This is a genomic window from Pinisolibacter sp. DMC100 (genome assembly GCF_056313705.1).
Map to the genome: position 1 here is coordinate 67,903 of NZ_JBQUZT010000004.1, position 22,356 is coordinate 90,258.

The 22,356-nt window shown below is 68.1% G+C and carries 17 protein-coding genes and 2 tRNA genes; 7 read left to right on the forward strand and 12 right to left on the reverse strand.

Features of this window, described 5'->3' with window-relative positions; genetic code table 11:
* Positions 1-19 precede the first annotated feature (19 nt).
* Together ACT541_RS15805 and eutC are read left to right on the forward strand one after the other, a co-directional pair.
* Entirely contained in the window at positions 20-1,426 is a 1,407-nt protein-coding gene (locus tag ACT541_RS15805; RefSeq protein ID WP_476138058.1) for an ethanolamine ammonia-lyase subunit EutB, read from the forward strand.
* Positions 1,423-2,175, forward strand: a complete 753-nt coding sequence (eutC, locus tag ACT541_RS15810) for an ethanolamine ammonia-lyase subunit EutC (protein WP_476138059.1) — start codon at positions 1,423-1,425, stop codon at positions 2,173-2,175. Before ACT541_RS15805 ends, eutC begins: the two co-directional genes overlap by 4 nt.
* Positions 2,176-2,229: 54 nt before the next feature.
* On the opposite strand, the gene ACT541_RS15815 is transcribed toward eutC, so the two are convergent.
* Entirely contained in the window at positions 2,230-2,874 is a 645-nt protein-coding gene (locus tag ACT541_RS15815) for a methyltransferase family protein (protein ID WP_476138060.1), read from the reverse strand.
* Between the two features lie 452 nt (positions 2,875-3,326).
* Between ACT541_RS15815 and ACT541_RS15820 the strand changes: the two genes are divergently transcribed.
* Positions 3,327-4,118, forward strand: coding sequence for a hypothetical protein (locus ACT541_RS15820; RefSeq protein ID WP_476138061.1), 792 nt, complete (start codon positions 3,327-3,329; stop codon positions 4,116-4,118).
* The gene (locus ACT541_RS15825; RefSeq protein ID WP_476138062.1) at positions 4,115-4,780 is read left to right on the forward strand and encodes an imm11 family protein; all 666 of its coding nucleotides are present in this window, start codon (positions 4,115-4,117) and stop codon (positions 4,778-4,780) included. Before ACT541_RS15820 ends, ACT541_RS15825 begins: the two co-directional genes overlap by 4 nt.
* A 242-nt stretch (positions 4,781-5,022) precedes the next feature.
* Here ACT541_RS15825 and ACT541_RS15830 read toward each other — a convergent pair.
* The 8 genes from ACT541_RS15830 to ACT541_RS15865 all read right to left on the reverse strand — a co-directional run bounded on the left by ACT541_RS15830 (position 5,023) and on the right by ACT541_RS15865 (position 14,180).
* Positions 5,023-5,097, reverse strand: a tRNA-Val gene (locus ACT541_RS15830).
* A gap of 232 nt (positions 5,098-5,329) precedes the next feature.
* Positions 5,330-5,605 (reverse strand): HU family DNA-binding protein, encoded by a 276-nt coding sequence (locus ACT541_RS15835; RefSeq protein WP_476138063.1) that lies wholly within the window; start codon positions 5,603-5,605, stop codon positions 5,330-5,332.
* 333 nt (positions 5,606-5,938) lie between these two features.
* Entirely contained in the window at positions 5,939-8,377 is a 2,439-nt protein-coding gene (gene lon / locus ACT541_RS15840; RefSeq protein WP_476138064.1) for an endopeptidase La, read from the reverse strand.
* Positions 8,378-8,865: 488 nt separating this feature from the next.
* Entirely contained in the window at positions 8,866-10,128 is a 1,263-nt protein-coding gene (gene clpX, locus ACT541_RS15845; protein ID WP_476138065.1) for an ATP-dependent Clp protease ATP-binding subunit ClpX, read from the reverse strand.
* A 428-nt stretch (positions 10,129-10,556) separates the two neighbouring features.
* Entirely contained in the window at positions 10,557-11,189 is a 633-nt protein-coding gene (clpP, locus tag ACT541_RS15850) for an ATP-dependent Clp endopeptidase proteolytic subunit ClpP (protein WP_476138066.1), read from the reverse strand.
* A gap of 348 nt (positions 11,190-11,537) precedes the next feature.
* Positions 11,538-12,887: a trigger factor gene (gene tig / locus ACT541_RS15855; protein ID WP_476138067.1), complete on the reverse strand. Its 1,350-nt coding sequence runs from the start codon at positions 12,885-12,887 to the stop codon at positions 11,538-11,540.
* A gap of 201 nt (positions 12,888-13,088) precedes the next feature.
* Positions 13,089-14,036, reverse strand: coding sequence for an AEC family transporter (locus tag ACT541_RS15860; protein WP_476138068.1), 948 nt, complete (start codon positions 14,034-14,036; stop codon positions 13,089-13,091).
* 59 nt (positions 14,037-14,095) lie between these two features.
* Positions 14,096-14,180: transfer RNA gene (locus tag ACT541_RS15865), tRNA-Leu, on the reverse strand.
* 137 nt (positions 14,181-14,317) lie between these two features.
* On the opposite strand from ACT541_RS15865, the gene ACT541_RS15870 reads away from it, so the two are divergent.
* Entirely contained in the window at positions 14,318-15,178 is an 861-nt protein-coding gene (locus tag ACT541_RS15870) for a DMT family transporter (protein WP_476138069.1), read from the forward strand.
* A gap of 28 nt (positions 15,179-15,206) precedes the next feature.
* On the opposite strand, the gene ACT541_RS15875 is transcribed toward ACT541_RS15870, so the two are convergent.
* On the reverse strand, positions 15,207-16,772 hold the full coding sequence (locus ACT541_RS15875; RefSeq protein WP_476138070.1) for an NAD(P)H-hydrate dehydratase: 1,566 nt from the start codon (positions 16,770-16,772) through the stop codon (positions 15,207-15,209).
* 387 nt (positions 16,773-17,159) lie between these two features.
* On the opposite strand from ACT541_RS15875, the gene ACT541_RS15880 reads away from it, so the two are divergent.
* Both ACT541_RS15880 and glnA read left to right on the forward strand, forming a co-directional pair.
* The gene (locus tag ACT541_RS15880; protein ID WP_217926929.1) at positions 17,160-17,498 is read left to right on the forward strand and encodes a P-II family nitrogen regulator; all 339 of its coding nucleotides are present in this window, start codon (positions 17,160-17,162) and stop codon (positions 17,496-17,498) included.
* Positions 17,499-17,600: 102 nt separating this feature from the next.
* Entirely contained in the window at positions 17,601-19,010 is a 1,410-nt protein-coding gene (gene glnA / locus ACT541_RS15885; protein WP_476138071.1) for a type I glutamate--ammonia ligase, read from the forward strand.
* Positions 19,011-19,263: 253 nt separating this feature from the next.
* Here glnA and ACT541_RS15890 read toward each other — a convergent pair whose 3' ends face one another.
* Together ACT541_RS15890 and ACT541_RS15895 are read right to left on the reverse strand one after the other, a co-directional pair.
* The gene (locus tag ACT541_RS15890) at positions 19,264-20,397 is read right to left on the reverse strand and encodes an acyltransferase family protein (protein ID WP_476138072.1); all 1,134 of its coding nucleotides are present in this window, start codon (positions 20,395-20,397) and stop codon (positions 19,264-19,266) included.
* Positions 20,398-20,629: 232 nt separating this feature from the next.
* Positions 20,630-22,219, reverse strand: a complete 1,590-nt coding sequence (locus ACT541_RS15895) for a peptidoglycan DD-metalloendopeptidase family protein (protein ID WP_476138073.1) — start codon at positions 22,217-22,219, stop codon at positions 20,630-20,632.
* Positions 22,220-22,356: the final 137 nt, after the last annotated feature.

Here is a 22,356-nt window from a genome sequence, read left to right on the forward strand (position 1 = left end):
CCCGACAAGGAGCGACGGCATGGCGGCGGGCGGACCTTTTCGAACGATCCACGGCGGCGAGACCCATGTCTTCGCCGATCTGAAGACTCTGCTCGCCTGCGCCTCGCCGCGCCGCTCCGGCGACGAACTGGCCGGGATCGCCGCTGCGACCGACGCGCGGCGGGTGGCGGCGCGGATGGCACTGGCCGATCTGCCGCTTTCGACCTTCCTCGCCGAGCCGCTCGTGCCCTACGACACCGACGAGGTGACGCGGCTGATCCACGACGGCCACGACGCGCGCGCCTTCGCGCCCGTCGCCTCGCTCACCGTCGGCGAGTTCCGCGAATGGCTGATGGCCGACGCGGTGGGGTCGCGCGAGCTCGCCGCTCTCGCCCCCGGCCTGACGCCGGAGATGGTCGCCGCGGTCTCCAAGCTCTGCCGCAACGGCGATCTCGTCGCAATCGCCGCCAAGGCACGCGTCGTCACCGCCTTCCGCTCGACCATCGGCCTCGAGGGCCGGCTGGCGGCGCGGCTCCAGCCCAACCATCCGACCGACGACCCGGCGGCGATCATGGCGGCGACGCTCGACGGCCTCGCCTTCGGCATGGGCGACGCGGTGATCGGCATCAATCCGGCGACCGACAACGTCGAGGCGACGATCCGCCTGCTCGCCGTGCTCGACGAGCTGCGGCAGCGGCTCGACATGCCGACGCAGAGCTGCGTCCTCGCCCATGTCACCACCTCGATCGCGGCGATCGAGAAGGGCGCGCCGGTCGACCTCGTCTTCCAGTCGATCGCCGGCACCGAGGCCGCCAACCGCGGCTTCGGCGTGTCGCTGGCGATCCTGCAGGAGGCGCAGGAGGCGGCGCTCTCCCTGAAGCGCGGCACGGTCGGGTCGAACGTCATGTATTTCGAGACCGGCCAGGGCGCGGCGCTGTCGGCGGATGCCCACCACGGGCTCGACCAGCAGACGGTGGAGGCCCGCGCCTACGCCGTCGCCCGCGCCTTCTCGCCGCTCCTGGTCAACACCGTCGTCGGCTTCATCGGGCCGGAATATCTCTACGACGCCAAGGAGATCACTCGCGCCGGCCTCGAAGACCACTTCTGCGGCAAACTCCTCGGCGTGCCGATGGGCGTCGACGTCTGCTACACCAACCACGCCGAGGCCGATCAGGACGACATGGACGTCCTCGCCCTGCTGCTCGCCCAGGCCGGCGTCAACTTCCTGATCGCGGTGCCGGGCGCCGACGACATCATGCTCAACTACCAGAGCCTCGCCCATCACGACGTGCTCCGACTGCGCCATCTGCTCGGTCTGCGCCCCGCGCCCGAATTCGAGGCATGGCTCGGCCGCATGGGCCTCCTCGACGCGCAGGGACGGCTGCCGCCGGTCCAGCCCGGTTCGACGGCGGCGCGGCGGCTGCTCGCGGCGGGAGGCACGCGATGACCGGTGACGGCTGGGACGCCCTCAGGGCGGCGACACGGGCGCGGGTGGCGCTGGGGCGGGCGGGCGACGGTCTGCCGACACGGGAGCTCCTCGCCTTCCAGATGGCCCATGCGGCGGCGCGCGACGCCGTGCACGGGCGGGTCGACTTCGACGCCCTCGCTGCCGCCTTCCCCGGCCGCGACGTCCTGCGGGTGGCGAGTGCCGCGCCCGACCGGGCGACCTATCTGCGCCGCCCCGATCTCGGCCGCAGGCTCGCCGAGGGCATGACCGAGCGCCTGCCGGCGGGGCCCTTCGACATCGTCTTCGTGATCGCCGACGGATTGTCGGCAGCCGCCGTCGAAGCCCATGCCGTTCCGACCGTGGCGGCGGCGACCGCCCGGCTCGGCGATCTCTCGATCGGGCCGATCGTCCTCGCCTCGCAGGCGCGCGTGGCGCTGGGCGATGCGATCGGTGCGGGCGTCGGCGCGCGGCTCGTCGCCGTGGTGATCGGCGAACGGCCGGGGCTCTCGGCCGCCGACAGTCTCGGCATCTACCTGACGCACGACCCGCGGCCGGGCCGCGTCGACAGCGAGCGCAACTGCATTTCCAACATCCACGGCCACGGGCTCTCGCCCGAGGCCGCCGCAGCCAAGCTCGCCTGGCTGGCGCGCGAGGCGCTGCGGCGCGGCCTGACCGGCATCGACCTCAAGGAGGCGGCACCCGACGCCCTCCCCCAGCCCGGTGTCACCCCGGCGATCGCGCCCCCCTAGACACGAAAAAGGCGGCCGAGGCCGCCCTTCGTCGATCGTCGGATGCGGGCCGCCTCAGAAGAGGCCGGGCACGAAGCGGTGAGGCACGCGCTCCATGTAGTCGGCATAGCCGGGCATGACGGTGGCGAGGATCTTCTCCTCACGCATCGCCCGGACGATCTGCATCTGATAGAGCAGCACGATCACGCAGACGTTCATCGTCGTGAAGTTCGCCGCCAGGAAGGCGACGTGGGTGATCAGGTAGCCGACATAGATCGGATGGCGCACCCAGCGGTAGGGACCGGAGGTCCGCAACGTGCGCGCCGCCGCCAGAATGCCGAAGGACCGGCCGAGCGACAGCTTCGCCCAGATCACCCAGACGATGCCGACGGCGGTGGCGGTGGCGGTCACCGTGCCGGGCAGGACGGCGGCGCCGTCCGTCGCCTGGATGAAGAGCGGCACCATGAAGGAGGCCGCGACGGCGACGGCGCCGTGGAACGGGCTCGCGTCGCGATGGCTGGCCTTGTGGGCGAGGATCATGATCACCAGCGTGACCACTTCCGACGTCATGAACAGGAGGAGCGTCAGATCGGTCGGATCGGCCCACCAGTGGCCGCCGATCCGCATGACGAACCACACCACGGTGGCCACGCCCGCCAATCGAAACACCGCCTCCGTCAGGTCGATGCGGCTCGGCGCATCGGCTGTCTGTATCGTCATGGCTCCCTCCACTCCGCCGCCAGCATCGCCGCGCGGTGTTGAGCTTCGGTAAATGACGACGGAGAAACGCCGGCGGGCGCTCGACCATCGATCGCGGCCCGAAACGAGACGATGGATAGCTCACGACCTGTCGGTCGAGCGCGGTCCGCATGCCTGCGGCCCCGGCTTCCGACCGCCGGATGTTCGGCCGTGCATTCGGATCGCGGTCACGGCCTCTGGAATTGCAGCGACTTCGTTCCCGACACCGGCGGGCGGACCGTCATGACCCCGACACCCGCGACGGACGAACTGGACGGCGGAGCGAAGGCCTGCCTGCCGACCACCCGAGGCGCGCGGCTTCGGTCGGTCGAGCGACGGGATCCGGCGGAGCCTGGTCCTTCGCCGTTCGGGAAGCACCGGCCGCGCATTTCAGTTTGCATCGAAGCCATTGCGACGAACATGGAGATACGATCATGGAAATCGATTTCACGAGCATCATTCTCTGCCGAGGCACCGTGGCCATCGACGCCGGCGCCGTCCGGCGGCAATTCGAAGAGATCGTGCCCGGAGCACGGCTCGAGGTCGCCTTGGCCGGCGCTTCTTCCGGTGCCGAAGGCGCCCCGAAGGGCGTGGTCGTGAGCTTCGGTGGGCTGACGGCAGCGATCCTGGCGACGGACGCCCCCCTACCGATCGAGTCGTTGATCTACGGTCCTTCGCCGACCCTCTTCTGGCCCTCCGCCGAGCAGGACCTGGCCGAGCATTCGGCGCATGTGCGCGTGATGCTCGTCGACGACGAAGCGTCGGGACAGTCGCCGGTCGATCGCGCCACGGCGTTGGCTCGTCTGACGGCAGCCGTCTGTAAGACCCAGGCGGCCGTCGGCGTGCTGTGGTGTGCGGCCGATCATCTGCTGAGCGCGGCTCGCTTCGTCCAGATCGCGACGACGCCAGAGGATCGAGGCGGAATGCTGAGCCCGATCTGGATCCGTCTTCTCGTGGCCGAGACCGATCGGGGGCTCGTGGTCGCCACGCATGGATTGGCAGCCCTGACCGGCTCTCGCGAAATCGAGTTCGCCCCCACCCGCAACCTCGATCTCGCCACGCTCGCCACCCGAGCGATCCAGCTCTCACACTACCTTCTCCAAGGCCCGCAGGCCCTGAAGGAAGGCGACGTCGTCGGCCCCGAGAGGTTCACGGTCATGACACGCGAGAGTGGCAGCTTCGAGGAAAGCGCCGTGTTTCAGTTGGTGCTGCCGACGGAACCGTGAGCGACGCCGAAGACTACGAGCGAAGGTATTGCGAAATGGCCTATCTGGCGACACCCAAAGAGCCCTATCACTCGCCGGACTTCGAATTCGAACCGGATTGGCCTGACGAATCTGATCTGGAGCGCAAGGACTCGCGTTGCTACCTGCATTTCTGGGGCCTCCCCATTCCGCGAGATCGGTTTCCCAAGAAGGTGATATTGCGCTCCAAGCACAACATTAAAAGCGATGTCATCTTTTGCGGGTGCAACAAGTGGGTCGTCTCCGAGCGCGTTCGGGACATTCTTTCGAGTGTTGCACCCGATCAAGTCGAGTACATTCCAATCGAAATTGTCAAAAAGAACGGAACCGCGATCAACGAGCACCGATATTGTTACACGAATTTTCTCAATTCGATCGAGACGATCCGTTGGAACGAGGTCGAATTTCGGGTCGACGTGGAACGGAAGACGGGGATTCGCTTCGTCGAATTACCGAGGGACTATTTCCTCGGCAAGAAGAAGCTCGGCATCAGGCTCGATCGGACCGGATACGAAGACATCCACATCTGGCACGAACGCAATGCGGACAGAATGTCGAACTGGGTCTTCATGTCGGACCATTTGGTCGACGCCATGCGGACGGCGAACATTCCGGACATGATGTACGAATACATCGAGGGATGAGCGACGTCACGCTTTTCGAGAACTCCACCGAGCCGAGGCATCGGCGATGCCATTCGCCGCATGCCGGCCATCGATCTGCACCCACTTGAAGCCGGGGCAAGTCGCGCCCCGATGCGTCGATCGCCGACAGCGCGAAGGCGTCGGCAAAGGCGCCACGATCGAGGTGCACCGTCGCGTGCAAGACAAGACCCGGACGAACCCTCGTTCGCTCCGGGCGGGCATTCGCTTTCACGACAGGATCATGGTGGGCGGTGAGGGGATCGAACCCCCGACCAACGGCGTGTAAAACCGTCGCTCTACCGCTGAGCTAACCGCCCCCGTGCCCGGATGACGCGCCGGGCTCGCCGTTCCGGTCGCGCGGCGCGTCGGGGTCGACGTGCGCGATCGGAGGCCGCGGTCGGGTCGAAGACAGGTCCGCGCCGCCTTCGCGGCCACGGCCGGTGTCCTTCGAAACCGCCGCGTTCCTCGACCGGCCACGACATGCGGGCCGGTCGAAAAACGAACCGGCCCCGCCACACGTGGGCGAGGCCGGAATTCGGTCAGGCCGGATCAGGCGTTGACGGCATCCTTGAGCGCCTTGCCGGCGCGGAACTTCGGAGCCTTCTGCTCCGGGATCTTGATCGTCTCGCCGGTACGCGGGTTGCGGCCCTCGGAGGCGGCGCGGGTGGCCACCACGAAGTTGCCGAAACCGGCGATCTTCACGTCGTCGCCCTTCGACAGCGCGCCCGTGATCGCGTCGAAGACGGCCTCGACGGCCTCGCCGGCGGCAACCTTGGTCTGGCCGGTCTTGCTGGCGACTTCGGCGATCAGGTCGTTCTTGTTCATCGTCTCAGGTCCTTCGTTCATCTTTAGCTGGACGGCGGTAGCCGTCGGTCGCCGATCGTTCGGTCGTCTCTCCGTTCGACCTGTGGTCGAAACGGGTGACCGACGGTGACGCCGACTCCACGCTACGCTCCCTGTGGAACGACGCGGGTCGGTCCATGGCCAAGAACCCCGAAAAGGTGGCTGTCCGCAAGGGTTTTTTCGCACCCGGAGGCGAATTTTCGACCGAAATCGGCTTTCGACCCGCCTCCCCCGCCCCGCTCCCCGGAGCCCGATACGAAAAACCCCGCGGGAGGTGCTCCCGCGGGGTCGATTTCGGCCGTGATTCGACCGATCTCAGTGCGCCGTGATTCCGGCCGCGTCGTCGTCGGCAGAGGACTTCGCCGGCGTCGCCGGCTCCTCCCACTCGATGCGCTCGGGCATCCGCGTCAGGGCGTGGGTCAGCACCTCGTCCATGCGGGAGACCGGCACGATCTCCAGGCCCGACTTCACGTTGTCGGGAATGTCGGCGAGATCCTTGGCGTTCTCCTGCGGGATCAGCACCTTCTTGATGCCGCCGCGCAGCGCGGCGAGCAGCTTCTCCTTGAGACCGCCGATAGGCAGGACACGGCCGCGCAGCGTCACCTCGCCGGTCATCGCCACGTCGTGACGGACCGGGATGCCGGTCAGCACCGAGACGATGCAGGTGGCCATCGCGGTGCCGGCCGACGGGCCGTCCTTCGGGGTGGCGCCTTCCGGCACGTGGACGTGGACGTCGCGCTTCTCGAACAGCGGCGGCTCGATGCCGAAGTCCAACGCCCGCGAGCGGACGTAGGACGCCGCCGCCGAGATGGACTCCTTCATCACGTCGCGCAGGTTGCCGGTCACCGTCATGCGGCCCTTGCCGGGCATGGTGACGGCTTCGATCGTGAGCAGCTCGCCGCCGACCTCGGTCCAGGCGAGACCGGTGACGACGCCGACCTGATCCTCCTGCTCCGCTTCGCCGTGGCGGAAGCGCGGCACGCCGAGATAGGCCTCGAGCTTGTCGTGGTCGACGACGATGCTCTCCGCCTTCTTCAGCACGAGATCCTTGGTCGCCTTGCGGGCGAGCGTCGCCATCTCGCGCTCGAGATTGCGCACGCCGGCTTCCCGCGTGTAGGTGCGGATCGCCTCGCGCAGCGCCTCGTCGGTGATGGAGAACTCGTCCGCCTTCAGGCCGTGATCCTTCATGGTCTTGGGGATCAGGTGCTTGCGGGCGATCTCGACCTTCTCGTCCTCGGTGTAGCCGGCGATGCGGATGATCTCCATGCGGTCCATCAGCGGCGCCGGGATGTTCAGCGTGTTCGCCGTGGTCACGAACATCACGTCCGAGAGGTCGTATTCGATCTCCAGGTAGTGGTCCATGAAGGTGGAGTTCTGTTCCGGATCGAGCACCTCGAGCAGAGCCGACGACGGGTCGCCGCGGAAGTCCTGGCCGAGCTTGTCGATCTCGTCGAGGAGGAACAGCGGGTTCGACTTCTTGGCCTTGCGCATCGACTGGATGACCTTGCCGGGCATCGAGCCGATGTAGGTGCGGCGGTGACCGCGGATCTCGGCCTCGTCACGCACGCCGCCGAGCGACACGCGCACGAACTCGCGCCCCGTCGCCTTGGCGATCGAGCGGCCGAGCGAGGTCTTGCCGACGCCCGGAGGGCCGACGAGGCAGAGGATCGGCCCCTTCAGCTTGTTGGCTCGGGCCTGCACCGCGAGATATTCGACGATGCGTTCCTTGACCTTGTCGAGGCCGTAGTGGTCGTCGTCGAGGATGCCCTGCGCGAAGTTCAGGTCCTGCTTCAGCTTGGACTTCTTCGCCCACGGGATGCCGAGCAGCCAGTCGAGGTAGTTGCGCACCACCGTGGCTTCCGCCGACATCGGCGACATCTGGCGCAGCTTCTTCAGCTCGCCGGTCGCCTTCTCGCGGGCTTCCTTGTTGAGGCGGGTCTTGGCGATGCGCTCCTCGAGCTCGGCCAGTTCGTCGCGGCCGTCCTCGCCGTCGCCCAGCTCCTTCTGGATCGCCTTGATCTGCTCGTTGAGATAGTACTCGCGCTGGGTCTTCTCCATCTGCCGCTTGACGCGGCTCCGGATGCGCTTCTCGACCTGCAGCACCGAGATCTCGCTCTCCATGAAGCCGAGCACCTTCTCCAGGCGCTCCGACACGGAGAGGATGCCGAGCAGCTCCTGCTTCTCGGGGATCTTGACCGCGAGATGCGAGGCGATGGTGTCGGCGAGCTTGGAGTGGTCCGTGATCTGCGTCACGGTCCCCAGAACCTCCGGCGACACCTTCTTGTTGAGCTTCACGTAGTTCTCGAACTCGGCGACGACCGAGCGGCCGAGCGCCTCGAGCTCGACCTTGTCGGCGACGACCTCCTCGACCACCTTCACGCGGGCCTCGAAGATGTCGGCGCGCTCGCCGAACTCGACGATCTCGGCGCGGGCGGCGCCCTCGACCAGCACCTTCACGGTGCCGTCGGGCAGCTTGAGCAGCTGCAGCACCGAGGCGAGCGTGCCGATGCGGTAGATGTCTTCGGGCGACGGATCGTCGTCGGCGGCGTTCTTCTGGGTCGCCAGCAGGATCTGCTTGTCGGCCTTCATGACCTGTTCGAGGGCGCGGATCGACTTCTCGCGACCGACGAAGAGCGGCACGATCATGTGGGGGAACACCACGATGTCGCGGAGCGGCAGCACCGCATGGACGTCGGGGCCCGAAAGGGGCTCACCGGTCGGGGGCACGCCGGAAGATTGGGTTTCGTCGGTCATGTCGTCGTCCTTTCTCGCCTCGGCGTCGCCTGACCGGTCGCGTCTCCCGCGCCCCGGATCGACACCGGATCGGCACCCGCCGCTCGTAGACCACCGGTACAGCGGTCCCCATGCAGGTTCCGCGCCGCACCGTTGGCCCGATCGGACGAACGAACGATCCCCGCTCATGCGCGAAACCGCTCGGACTCCTTCGACCGCACCGTTCCCCCATTAGGTGGCTACCCTGGGGGCGCAAGTCAAGGCGAGCCGACGCTGCGATGCGAAAGGTGAAGAACGAAGGCGATAAGCATTTCGATTCAATCGGATGGAACGCGGAAAGGGGTTCGTTTCCGATATCCCGCGGCGGGCGTCGGTGCAGCGGAACCGGCCGAAAGGACGATGCGGCGACGCGAGTCGTCGCAGCCGGCCGGCGATGCGTCCGCGACGAAAACGCCCGGCGACCTGTGGGTCGCCGGGCGTGTCGGTTTCATGACAGGGCGTCGCGGAACTCAGGCGGACGAGGCCTCGTCCGCCTCTTCCTCGTAGGTGTAGAGGGGCCGCGCGTTGCCGGTGACGACCTCCGGCGAGATCACGATCTCCTTGACGCCCTTCAGGCCCGGCAGCTCGAACATGGTCTCGAGCAGGATGCCTTCGAGGATCGACCGCAGGCCGCGCGCGCCGGTCTTGCGCTCGATCGCCTTGCGGGCGATGGCCTTCAGCGCGTCCTCGTGGAAGACGAGCTCGACGCCCTCCATCTCGAACAGGCGCTGATACTGGCGGGCGAGCGCGTTCTTCGGCGCGGTCAGGATCTCGACCAGCGCGTCGACGTCGAGGTCGCCCAGCGTGGCGATGATCGGCAGACGGCCGATGAATTCCGGGATGAGGCCGAACTTGACCAGATCCTCGGGCTCGACCTCGGCGAAGAGCTCGCCGGTGCGGCGGTCTTCCGGCGCCTGGACGCGGGCCTTGAAGCCGATCGAGGTGCCGCGGCCGCGGTCGGAGATGATCCGCTCGAGGCCGGCGAAGGCGCCGCCGACGATGAAGAGGATGTTGGTCGTGTCGACCTGCAGGAACTCCTGCTGGGGATGCTTGCGGCCGCCCTGGGGCGGAACCGAAGCGACCGTGCCTTCCATGATCTTGAGGAGCGCCTGCTGCACGCCCTCGCCCGACACGTCGCGCGTGATCGACGGGTTGTCGGACTTGCGGGAGATCTTGTCGACCTCGTCGATGTAGACGATGCCGCGCTGGGCGCGCTCGACGTTGTAGTCGGCGGCCTGCAGGAGCTTCAGGATGATGTTCTCGACGTCCTCGCCGACGTAACCGGCCTCGGTCAGCGTCGTCGCGTCCGACATGGTGAAGGGCACGTCGAGGATGCGGGCGAGCGTCTGGGCGAGCAGCGTCTTGCCCGAACCGGTCGGACCGATCAGCAGGACGTTCGACTTCGCCAGTTCGACGTCGTTGTTCTTCGAAGCGTGGTTCAGGCGCTTGTAGTGGTTGTGGACCGCGACCGACAGGACCTTCTTCGCATGGTCCTGGCCGATGACGTAGTCGTCGAGCACCTTGCGGATCTCGCGCGGCGTCGGGATGCCGTCGCGCGACTTCACCAGCGAGGACTTGTTCTCCTCGCGAATGATGTCCATGCACAGCTCGACGCATTCGTCGCAGATGAAGACCGTCGGGCCCGCGATCAGCTTGCGGACTTCGTGTTGCGACTTGCCGCAGAACGAACAGTAGAGAGTGTTCTTGGTGTCGCTTCCGGTGACCTTGCTCATCGCCAACCCCTATCGCGGCTTCCGTCGACCGTGGATCGTCGCCTCTCCACGCCGTCCGCTTTCGCCCTGTCGGGGCGCCCGCGAACGGGATCTGCCGCATACCCGTCGTCCATCCTAGGGGAGCGAAGATCAAAGCCGTCTTAACGGCGAAGCCTTCGTTTCCCATGGACAGGGAACCGATCGAAGCAACCCATATGGGGTCGGTTCGACCGAATTGCGACCACGTCGACCCGAAGGTCCCGCGCCTTTCCTCTTTCGAGCGTCCCGTCGGACCACCGACAATTCCGACAGGACAAGCCGCACCGACCGGGTCGATGCGATCTTCGTGCCACTGGACTCGGGATCTGCCGGGATCCCGGACCGACACGCCGGCGGGATCGCCGATCCCTGCCGTCGGATCCGGGCGCGCGAAGCGCCCGGAGGAGAAATCAGCTCGCGGCCGCCTCGAGGGCGGCGCGCGAGACGATCACGTCGTCGACCAGGCCGAAGGTCTTGGCACCCTCGGCGGTCATGAAGTTGTCGCGCTCGAGCGCGGCGTGGATCGCGTCGAGCGTCTGGCCGGTGTGCTTGACGTAGATCTCGTTCAGCCGCTGCTTCAGCGACAGGATCTCCTGGGCACGGATCTCGATGTCGGTCGCCTGACCGCGGAAACCGGCCGAGGGCTGATGCACCATGACGCGCGAGTTGGGCAGGCAGAAGCGCGAGCCCTTCTCGCCGGCGGCGAGCAGCAGCGAGCCCATCGAGGCGGCCTGACCGATGCAGAGCGTCGACACCGCCGGCTTGATGAACTGCATCGTGTCGTAGATCGCCAGACCCGCCGTGACAGAACCGCCCGGCGAGTTGATGTACATGGCGATTTCCTTGTTCGGGTTCTCCGACTCCAGGAACAGCAGCTGGGCGCAGACCAGCGTCGCCATGTAGTCCTCGACCGGACCGGTGATGAAGATGATCCGCTCCTTGAGCAGGCGCGAATAGATGTCGTAGGCACGCTCGCCGCGATTGGTGGTCTCCACCACCATCGGCACCAGCATGCTCATGTAGGCGTCGATCGGATCCTTCATCCCAGCACCAGGCCTTTCGAACCTTCTCGCGGGCGCCGCGACCGCCGGGAGGCGGGCGACGCCGACAGTGAAACAAGGGTCGCGGAACGTGGGAGCGCGCGACGCCGGGGGCGGATGCCCCCCTTTTCTCGATACATATAGCCTCGGACCCCGACGGGGAAGAGGCGGTGGCGATCGCTCGCCGCAGTCGCGAAAACATCGTCAACGTCGGCCCAAGCCGCTGACGTCGCGCCGGTTTCGGCCTTCGCCGGTGGGGACGAGAGGCGGGAAAAACGAAAGACCCGCCCGAAAGGGGCGGGTCTTCGTGTCGTTCGTGTGGCACCGCGGTGCCCCGAATCGGCTCGCGCCTCAGGCCTCCTCGGCCTCGGCGAAGAGTTCCTCGGGGGTGACTTCCTTGTCGGTCACCTTGACGCCGGCGAGGATGAGGTCGACGACCTTCTCCTCGAAGATCGGCGCGCGCAGCGAGGCGAGAGCCATGGCGTTCGAGCGGTAGAAGTCGAACACCTGCTTCTCCTGGCCCGGGAACTGGCGGACGCGCTCGATCAGGGCGCGCTGCACTTCCTCGTCGGTCACCTGGACGGCGTTCTTCTCGCCGACCTCGGAGAGGACCAGGCCGAGACGGACGCGACGGGTCGCGATCTTGCGATAGTCGGCCTTGGCCTCGTCCTCGGTGGTGCCTTCGTCGGCGAAGGACTTGCCCGACTGCTGGAGCTCGGCCTGGGCCTGGTTCCAGATGTTGTCGAACTCGCCGTCGACCAGCTTCTCCGGCAGGACGAAGTCGTACTGCTCGTCGAGCTTGTCGAGGAGGAGGCGCTTGACCTTGGCGCGGGTGGCGCCGGCGTACTGGGCGCCGATCTGCTCGCGGATGATCTCCTTGAGCTTGTCGAGGCTCTCGATGCCGAGCTTCTTGGCCCACTCGTCGTCGACCACGAGTTCGCCCGGCGAGGAGATCTCCTGCACCTTGGTGGCGAACTCGGCGTCCTTGCCGGCGAGGTGAGCCGCGCCGTAGTCGGCCGGGAAGGTCACCTTGACGACGACGTCGGCGCCGAGCTTGGCACCGATCAGCTGGTCCTCGAAGCCCGGGATGAACTGGTTCGAGCCGAGCACCAGGTCGACGCCCTCGGCCGTGCCGCCGTCGAAGGCGACGCCGTCGACGGTGCCGACGAAGTCGATCTTGACCTTGTCGCCCTTGGCCGCCTTGGCGGTCTTGGCCTTCTTCTCGACGAAGGGACGGTTGCCCTCGGCGATCTCTTCGACGCGCTTCTGGACGTCCTCGTCCTTGACGGTCACGACCGGACGCTCGACCTCGATCGACGACCAGTCCTTGATCTCGAAGGTCGGCAGCAGCTCGTAGGCGGCGGTGAAGACCAGATCGGCCTCGCCCGAGACGACCGCCTCGGCGGCGACGCCTTCGGCCAGCGCCACGTCGGGATTGAGGGCGGGACGGTCGCCACGGCCTTCGACGACCTCACGGATCGAATCGCCGATCACTTCGTCGACGATGCGAGCCATCTCCTGGGCGCCGACCAGACGCTTGAGGTGAGCGGTCGGCACCTTGCCGGGACGGAAGCCGTTGATGCGGACGGTGTTCTTCATCTCGGCGAGGCGCTTGTCGAGACGGCCGACGAGGTCGGCGGCCGGAACCGTGATCTTGAGTTCGCGCTTCAGGCCCTCGGAAAGGGTTTCGGTCACCTGCATGGGGGTCGACGTCCTGGTTGTTGTTCCGTGGATGGGGCAAGACCGGAGCGCATGCGCGCGTGAACGCGCGGCCCCGGGTCCGAACCCGCCGTGGTGGCGCTTCTTAAGCGCGGGACGGGCGAAGGACAAGAGAAAAAGCGGGGTCGACGACGGATTCGCGACGATCCGCGGCGGTTTTCCAGCCCTCCCGTCGTCCCGGCCTCAGAGGCTCGGCACCGCGGCCATCAGCGCGGCGAAGAGGACGAGCGAGACGAGGGTGTGGACCGTCAGCACGCGATGGACGAAGCGGCGTTCCTCGTCGTTCTCCCGCGCCTCCGGCATGAAGAGCGGCACGATGAAGGGCGGCGGCAGCAGCATCAGCGTCGCCAGCGCCACCGCGAAGCGCGGCTCGAGGCCGAGACCGAGCCTCAGCCCCGCCCAGCCGAGGGCGGCGAGCGGGATCTGGATCGCCAGTCGCGCCGCCACCACGCGCGCCACCGCGCCGAAGGCGCCGCCCTCGAAATGGAAGCCGTGGCCGACGACGATCAGGATCAGCGGCACGGTCATCGGCGCCAGCAGCTTCAGCGTCGCGACGAGGGCATCGACCAGCGGCAACTTCTCGAGATCGGCGACGTGGACGCCTGCGAGATCGAGCGCCAGGCCGGCGAGGATCGCGACGATCACCGGATTGGCGGCGAAGCGGCGCGCGAGGTCGCCGACGCTCGGGCGCCCCCCCCCTTCGGCGAGCAGCAGGGCGAAGAAGACGAACCAGATGAAGAGTTCGTGGCCGAGCGCGACGACGGCGATGGTCCCGATCGAGGCGAGGCCGAAGGCGCCGGCGAAGAGGCCGATGCCGAGCATGCCGTATTCGTAGCCGGTCATCAGGAACCGCGCCCAGCGGCTCGTCACGCCGGCCTGGCGCAGAACGATCGGTCCGACGAGGAGGCCGGCGATGCAGATGGCGAAGACGAGCCCGACGAGGGCGACGTACTGCGGCCGCAGATCCAGGTCGACGAAGGAGAGGAACAGCACCGCCGGCAGCACGACGCGGACGACGAGGAGCTTCAGCGCATTGCCGGTCTTGTCGTCGACCAGACCGCCGACCCGCAGGCCCCAGCCGAGCGCCAGCAACAGGAAGATCGGCAGCACACGCGGCAGCAGCGAGGACATGGGGGAAGGTCTCGACGTCTCGGGGAAAGCCGCCGCGACGCACCGGTCGATCGGCCGAATGGTGCGGGTGAAGGGACTCGAACCCCCAAGGCTTGCGCCGACGGAACCTAAATCCGTTGTGTCTACCAGTTCCACCACACCCGCACGCGGTGACCGAGGTAGCCCGAAGTGCCGCCTCGATGCAACCGCCTCCCGCGCCGCACGATTGACAGTTCCGTGCATGCCCGCCGAAGCTCGCGGGCAAAAGAGAACAAGACGGGCGGAACGACCGAGGGGGAACGATGACCGGAGTTCGCGTGGCGACGCTCACGGCGGCGGCGATGTTCGCCTTCGCCGGCAATTCGCTCTTCTGCCGGCTGGCGCTGCGCGACACGACGATCGACGCGGCGAGCTTCACCGCGATCCGCATCGTCTCGGGCGCGCTGGTGCTGGCCGCCCTCGTGGCGATGCGCAGACGCGCGCCGTGGCACGGCGGCGGATGGGTCTCGGCCGGGGCGCTCTTCGCCTATGCGATCCTCTTCTCCTTCGCCTATCTGACGCTGCCGGCGGGGACCGGCGCGCTGGTGCTCTTCGCCGCGGTGCAGGCGACGATGATCGGCCATGCCTTCGCGGTCGGCGAGCGCTTCCGCCCGGTGCAGATCGTCGGGCTGATCGCGGCGGCGGTCGGCCTCGTCGTGCTGGCGCTGCCGGGGCTCGGGGCGCCGGACCCAACGTCTGCGGCGGCGATGGCGGCGGCCGGCATCGCCTGGGGCGTCTATTCCTTACGGGGTCGCGGCGTCGGCGATCCGCTCGGGGCGACGGCCGGCAACTTCCTGCGCGCCGCGCCGATGGCACTCGTGGCTCTCGCGCTCTTCGCGCCGATGCGGGGGATCGACCCGGTCGGCGTCGGCTGGGCGGTCGCCTCGGGTGCGCTCGCCTCCGGGCTCGGATACGCCGTGTGGTACGCGGTGCTGCCGGCGCTCCGGGCGACGGTCGCCGCCACGGTGCAGCTGGCGGTGCCGCCGCTCGCGGCGGTCCTCGCCGTCGTCTTCCTCGGCGAACCGGCGACGCTGCGGCTGGCACTCGCGTCCGCGGCCGTCCTCGGCGGCATCGCGCTGGTCATCCTGACGCGCAAGAGACCGCCGGCGGCGCCGGCGCGGTGAGGCGGACGGAGAGCCCTCGCCGCTCGCCTCAGTCCGTCCCGCCGAGGAGATCTTCGTCGTTCTCCTCGTCCTCGTCGTCCCACGACCGGCGCCGGGCGTCGTCGTAGAGCGCGGCGAGCACCGGGCGCAGTTCGGTCGCCAAGTCCTCGGCGACGAGCCCCGGTCCGGCGCGGCGGCCGGCCTCGCCGTGCATCCAGACGGCGGCGCAGGCGGCCTCGAAGGGCGGCAGGCCGCGCGCCAGCAGACCGCCGAGAATGCCGGCGAGCACGTCGCCGGAACCGGCGGTGGCGAGATCGGGTGGGGCGTTGTCGGCGATCGCCAGTCGCCCGTCGGGAGCGGCGATCACCGTATCGGCACCCTTCAGCACCACGACGGCGCCCGAGCGCCGGGCGGCGGCGACGGCGCGATCGGTCTTGGGGCCGGCCTCCGCCCCTTCGGCGAGATCGGGGAAGAGGCGGGCGAACTCGCCCTCGTGCGGGGTCATGACCACGCCCGCCGAACGACCGGTGATCGTCGTGAAGACGGTTTGCGGATCGGCCGCCGCGACGGTCAGCGCATCGGCATCGAGCACCAGGGCGGCGGCGGAGGCGAGCGCCGCGTCGACGAGCGCCCGCGTCCCCTCCCCCGTGCCGGCGGCGGGGCCGAGGACGACGGCGTTCTTGCGTCGATCGGCGAGGATCTCGGCGAGGCCGGCCGCGCCCTCCATGCGGGCGAGCATGACGGCGGTCAGGTGGCCGGCATTGACCAGCAGCGCCTCGGGCGGCGAGGCGAGCGTGACGAGGCCGGCGCCGGCCCTGAGCGCCGCGCCCGCCGCCAGCCGCGCCGCACCCGTGCGGGTCGCAGGGCCGGAGACCACGACGGCATGGCCGCGGGTGTATTTGTGATCGGCGAGGCCGGGGGCGCGGAGATGATCGCGCCAGAGCTCCGGCAGGTTGCGCCGCGCCATCGGCGCGATCGTCTCGAGCACGCGGGCGGGGATGCCGATGTCGGCGACGAGCACCTGACCACAGTGAATTCGGCCGGGGAGCAGCAGGTGCCCCGGCTTCATGCGGAAGAAGGTGACCGAGAGCACCGCCTTCGGCGCGGCGCCCATGACGCGACCGGTCGCCCCGTCCAGCCCCGAGGGCAGATCGACCGCCACCACCGGGCGGCGCGAGGCGGCGAGCGTCTCGACGATCGCCAGGGCCTCGCCGTCGAGCGGCCGCGACAGGCCGGCGCCGAAGAGCGCATCGACCACCACGCGGCTGTCGGCGAGGGCGGCACGGACGCGGGCGGCGGTCGCGGCTTCGGTCTCGCCGCGCCAGGTGCCGGCCGCCCAGGCGGCGTCGCCGGCGAGGCGTTCGCGGTCGCCGAGCAGCATCAGGCGGACGACGAAGCCGCGGTCGCGCAGGATGCGGGCGACGACGAAGCCGTCGCCGCCGTTGTTGCCGGGGCCGCAGAGGACGAGGGCGCGGGTGCCGGCGGGCCAGCGGTGCGTCACAGCGTCCGCCACGGCGCGACCGGCGTTTTCCATCAGCACCCGGCCGGGCACGCCGGAGGCGATGGCGGCGGCATCGGCACGGGCCATCTCGGTGGGCGTCAGGAGTTCGAGCATGCGGGGGGCCTCCCGGGCGGAACAGGCGGCAATTCGGCCGTTTCGACGCCCTGTCTACCCCAAAACGCCGCCTCTCGCCCGCCCGTTCGTCGCTTTCGACCGGCAAAACCCGTCGCGGCGGCGACGGAACGCGGCATGCGCCGGCCGCAGACTTGGTGCGCTGCATTATCGGTGAACAGGAGCGCTGCACAAAAAGTTTTCAATTGCCCACGAAATGGCCTGCGATCTATTCTCGCAACGCCGAAAGGCGTAGTAGGCTTCTCGCGTTTCCCGGTTCGGCCGTCCCCCACGACGCCCGACCCGAGCTGGCACGGGGATTGCCAAGGTCCGACGCGAGCCGATCGTTCTGGTCGGCTCCTCCCTGTTTCTTCGGAGTATCGGAAGCCGATGAAGAAGATCGAGGCCATCATCAAGCCCTTCAAGCTCGACGAGGTGAAGGAAGCCCTCCAGGAGGTCGGCCTCCAGGGCATCACCGTGACCGAGGCGAAGGGCTTCGGCCGCCAGAAGGGCCACACCGAGCTGTACCGTGGTGCAGAATACGTGGTGGACTTTCTGCCGAAGGTGAAAGTCGAGATCGTCCTGCCGGACGAGACCGTGGAAAAGGCCGTCGATGCCATTCGCAAGGCGGCCCAGACGGGACGGATCGGCGATGGCAAGATCTTCGTTTCCAACGTCGAAGAAGCCGTACGAATCCGGACGGGCGAAACGGGTCTGGACGCGATCTGAGCCCGAGGCTAGATCACGACCCGTCTCTTCCGAATTCCAGGCGCGACACCTCCCGTCGCGCGACCCGGACCTGAGCACACCCAAGCGAAAGGGAATGATCCCATGACGAAGACCGCGAAGGACGTCCTCGCCCTCATCAAGGAGCAGGACGTCAAGTACGTCGATTTCCGTTTCACCGACCCGCGCGGCAAGTGGCAGCACGTCACCTTCGACGTCTCGCTGGTGGACGAAGACATCTTCGCCGAAGGCACCATGTTCGACGGCTCCTCGATCGCCGGCTGGAAGGCCATCAACGAGTCCGACATGGTCCTGATCCCGGACCCGACCTCGGCCTTCATCGACCCCTTCTTCGCGCAGACCACCCTGGTGCTGGTGTGCGACATTCTCGAGCCGTCGGGCGATCGCTACAGCCGTGACCCGCGCGGCATCGCCAAGAAGGCCGAGGCCTACCTCAAGTCGACCGGCATCGGCGACACCGCCTACTTCGGTCCGGAAGCCGAGTTCTTCATCTTCTCGGACGTCAAGTACGCGACCGACCCCTACAACACGGGCTTCAAGCTCGACGATCCGGAACTGCCGATCAACACCGACACCGACTACGAAGGCGGCAACCTCGGTCATCACGTGAAGACCAAGGGCGGCTACTTCCCGGTCCCGCCGATCGACAGCTGCCAGGACATGCGCGGCGAAATGCTCGCCATGATGGCCAAGATGGGCGTCGCGGTCGAGAAGCACCACCACGAGGTGGCCTCCGCCCAGCACGAGCTCGGCATCAAGTTCGCCCCGCTCACCACGGTCGCCGACCACCTGCAGATCTACAAGTACGCGATCCATCAGGTGGCCCAGGCCTACGGCAAGACCGCGACCTTCATGCCGAAGCCGGTGTTCGGTGACAACGGTTCGGGCATGCACGTCCACCAGTCGATCTGGAAGGACGGCAAGCCGACCTTCGCCGGCAACCAGTACGCCGATCTCTCCGAGACCTGCCTCTACTACATCGGCGGCATCCTGAAGCACGCCAAGGCGCTCAACGCCTTCACCAACCCGTCGACCAACTCCTACAAGCGTCTGGTCCCGGGCTACGAGGCTCCGGTTCTCCTCGCCTACTCGGCCCGCAACCGTTCGGCTTCGGTCCGTATTCCGTGGGGCAACTCGCCGAAGGCCAAGCGCATCGAGGTCCGCTTCCCGGATCCGACCGCGAACCCCTACCTCGCCTACTCGGCGATGCTGATGGCCGGCCTCGACGGCATCATCAACAAGATCCATCCCGGCCAGGCGATGGACAAGAACCTCTACGATCTGCCCCCGAAGGAGCTCAAGAAGATCCCGACCGTGTCGGGCTCGCTCCGCGAGGCTCTCGAGAACCTCCGCAAGGACAACGCCTTCCTCCAGGCCGGCGGCGTCTTCGACAAGGACTTCATCGAGTCGTACATCGAGCTCAAGTGGGAAGAGCTGATGCGCTACGAGATGACCCCGCATCCGGTCGAGTTCGACATGTACTACTCCTGCTGATCGGATCTCCGGATCTCTTCACGACGCGGGGCGCCTTCGGGCGCCCCGTTTTCGTTTGGAGGCGCGCGCCGGCGCGACGCGGGGCAGCCTCTGGCCGCCCCGTTTGCGTTTGGGATGCGCGCGTCGGCGCGACGCGGGGCAGCCTCTGGCCGCCCCGTTTGCGTTTGGAGGGCACGTCGGCGCGACGCGGGGCGCCTTCGAAGGGGCCGCGCACGCGGGCCGATCGGGATCTCGTCGAGAGGGCGGGCCGGCTTCACCGCTCGGCCGGACAGCTTCCCGGCAGCCGCGTCGCGGCGAAGCGCCTGACCCAGGTCTGGGCCGGTCGCTCGAACCGGCGGGACGCCCACCAGGCGATCGAGAAGACGGTCACGAGGAAGGCCACGAGCATGCCCGGGGCGTCGTAGATCGTCCGGGCGTATCCCAGCCGATCGGTGACCGTGACGAAGACGATCTGGATGGGGAAATGCACGAGGTAGGACGAGTAGGTCAGGTCGGCGAACGGCGCGAGGCGCCCGAAGAGACCGTGGACCGACCGCCAGCCGTCGATCCCGAGGAAGCCGTAGAGCAGCAGTGCCGCAAACGGGACCACGACGAGCGGCGGCGTCGTGACGTCGTCGCGGAACTTGAGCACGGCGATCGTGATCGCCACCGCGAACGCCAGGAGCGACATGACTCGGCGCGAGCCCGACGACGGGCGCTCGACGACGGCGTGGACGACGCCGCCGCCGAAGAAGCAGACGCCGCAGACAAGGAACGTTCTGGCCGCGTCCGAATGGAACAGTTTCTCGTTGACGATCCATGCCGCACAGGCCAGCGCCGAGACGATCAGGCGCCCGATCAGCCCACAACGGACGTGCGCCGACACGACGAAGAACAGGGCGTAGATCAGGACCTCGATCGAGACGCTCCAGATCGGTCCGTTGAACGACATACCGGCCTCCGCGCCCCACGCCGACACGAAGAACAGGTTGAGGGCGAAATGGCGCAGATCGAAGTTCTGGTAGACGAACGTCTCGCCACCGTGTCGCGACGCGAAGATCGCCTGCAACGCCGCCACCGCCAGAAGCGTCAGGAAATGCAGCGGATAGAGCCGCGAGAATCGTCGGACGAAGAACTCGAAGGCGCCGATCCTACGATCCGCGACGTCGTCGTGGTACTTCCAGAAGAAGATGAAGCCGGAGAGCATCCAGAAGATCGAGACGGCCAGGTATCCCCAATTGTAGAACGGCTTCAGGACACCCTGGAACGGCAGCATCTCCGGGGTGAACGGCACGATGTAGACCGAGACGGACCCCATGTAGAAGTGGCGGTAGTGCCAGAGCAGGACCGCGACCGCACTCAGGAAGCGGAGCGCCTCGACGCCGAGATATCGCTTGTCGTCGGTCATGCCGAAGGTTCCGCCATAGACGCCCGCGCCACTGCAATCTCTGCGCGAGCGCGATAAGAACCGATCCTTTCCGGGCGGTCAACACGGCATCTGCGTCGCCGCCGGCAAGGCGCCAAACGAAAAGGCGACCCCGGATGCCGCATCCGGGATCGCCTTGCCGTCGCGTCGAGAATGGCCTCCTCGCGCAGTTCCGTGATCGCTCGCGCCGTCTCGGGACGCCGCGAGCTGAGCCTCAGTTCGAGGCGAGATAGGGCTTGGGATCGACCGCCTTCTGGCCCTTGCGCAGTTCGAAGTGGAGCTGCGGCTGGGAGACCGAGCCGGTGGCGCCGGCGCGGGCGATGATCTGGCCGCGGGTGACCTTGTCGCCGCGGTTGACCAGCAGCTCGCTGGCGTGGGCATAGGCCGAGACGAAACCGTTGTCGTGGCGCACCAGCACGAGGTTGCCGTAGCCCTTGAGCTCGTTGCCCGAGTAGATCACCTCGCCGCCGTCGGCGGCCTTGACCGAGGTGCCTTCCGGCACGGCCAGATTGATGCCCTCGTTCTTCTCGCCGTTGGCCTTGGCGCCGTATTCCGAGATGATCCGGCCACGCACCGGCCAGCGGAACGTGCCGCCGGCCTTCTCGTCCTCGGCCACGGTGGGCTCGCGGGCGACGGCGATGGTCTCGGCCGCCTTCTGGTCGATCCTGGCGGCGTCCTTGCCGGTGGCGATGGTCGGCTTGATCGAGGCGGTCTGCACCGGCACGGCGGGCTTGGCCTGACCGGCCTTCGGCGGTTCGACCTTGGCGACCGTGGTCGGGGCGGCGGCGGCGGGCTTGCCGGCAACCGGCGGCTGGGTGGCGGCGGCCGGGGCCTGCGAGGTCTTGAGCATCAGCTTGGTGCCGGCGGGCAGCAGGATCTGCTGGCCCGGCGTCAGCGACGCGGTCTTCAGGTTGTTGCGCTCGCGCAGCGACTGCTCGCTGACCCCGTAGGTGCGGGCGATCGAGGCGAGCGTGTCGCCGTGCTTGACGGTATAGGCACCGACCAGCTTGACGCCGCCGGGCTGCGGCGCCGGCTGGGTCGAGGCCACCTTCGGCGCGACGGGCGCCGGGGCCGGCGCCTTGGGCGCGGCGGCGACCGGAGCCGGGGCCGGGACCGAACCGGTGGTCAGACGCGACGGCGGCGGAGCGACCGGGGCGGCGGCGGGGCGCGGCGGAGCGACCGCGACGGTGCGCACCGGCTGCGACTGCACGGCGGGCGCGGCCGGAGCGGCGGCGGTCGGGTGGCTGTAGACCGGGATGACGACGCGGTCGCCGGGGTTGGCGGTGCGGCCGGGCTGCAGGTTGTTGGCCTGACGCAGCGCCGTGACCGGCACGCCGTAGCGGCCGGACAGCGTGTCGAGCGTCTCGCCCTGGCGCAGCGTGACATAGGTGCCGCCGATCGGCGTCCAGCCGCCGTTGGCGGCGACCTGGGTCATGCCCTCGGTGCGGTTGCCGTCGGGCAGCGGACGGGCGACGGTCTCGGTGTAGGCGCCGGCGGGCGGCGGGGTCAGCTCGGCGCGGGCGACCGGCGCGGTGCCGGGCTCGATCGAACCGGTGGTATCGACGTTCTGCCACTGGCGATCGGCGGAGCCGCGGGCCGGCGGCGGAGCATAGGCATTGCCGGCATAGGCGTCGCCGCCGCCGCGCGAGCCGAGGATGGAGCGCTGATTGGGCGTCGAGCCGGTGTAGACCGGATCGTCGAAGCGACCGGTATCGCTCGAACAACCTGCCAGAGCGGCGGTTGCGGCCAGCAGGGCCGCGCGGGACACGTTGCCGGAAAGCAGCTCGAGGATCTGGATACGCATCGCAACACTCACGCCGTTGTGACGAATGTCTCGTCGTTCACGTGGTGCCATTGAAACCATCGTAACGTTGACGAAGGCTTAAGCGCCGACACGAAATCACCGGGATCCGAGCAGGACTTCGGATCTCCGGGCATGAC